The sequence below is a fragment of the Brevundimonas sp. ZS04 genome (genome assembly GCF_001956865.1).
GTDB classification, from domain to species: domain Bacteria; phylum Pseudomonadota; class Alphaproteobacteria; order Caulobacterales; family Caulobacteraceae; genus Brevundimonas; species Brevundimonas diminuta.
Genome location: NZ_MTHE01000056.1, coordinates 1 through 439, shown reverse-complemented (window position 1 = coordinate 439; position 439 = coordinate 1). Strand labels below are relative to the sequence as shown.

Here is a 439-nt window from a genome sequence, read left to right as displayed (position 1 = left end):
TTCTTGGTCAGATTGATCCGCGCCTGCCGGCCATTGGCGGGCAGGCCGATCGTCTCGCAGTCGGTCCTCAGTTCGGTACGTCCGAGTGCCGCGGTGTCGGGTTCGAGCAGCTGGTCGGAGAGGTCGAGCGTCGCCGCGTCGTCGCCCTGGCCGCACGCCAGTTTGTCGGAGCCGGCGTCGCCGGAGAGGAGGTCGTTGCCGCCATTACCGCCCAGCTGGTCGTCGCCTTCGTTGCCGTGGAGTTCGTCGATGGATTCGGAGCCGATCAGCACATCGTTGCCGCGGCCGCCGAACATCGCGACCGCGCGCGCCTGGGCGGCGTCGAGCAGATCGTCGCCGTCGTCGCCGCTGACGAAGCTGCTGCTGGTGGCCAGGCTCGTGATGAGGCGGATCGTGTCGTTGCCGTTGCCGCCGTAGCCGCTGAGGGGCATGTTGGACG

1 pseudogene is annotated in these 439 nt (G+C 68.6%); it reads right to left on the bottom strand.

From position 1 onward, the window contains the following. Positions 1–439, bottom strand: a pseudogene (locus BJP32_RS17405) (hypothetical protein); the annotation flags it as partial.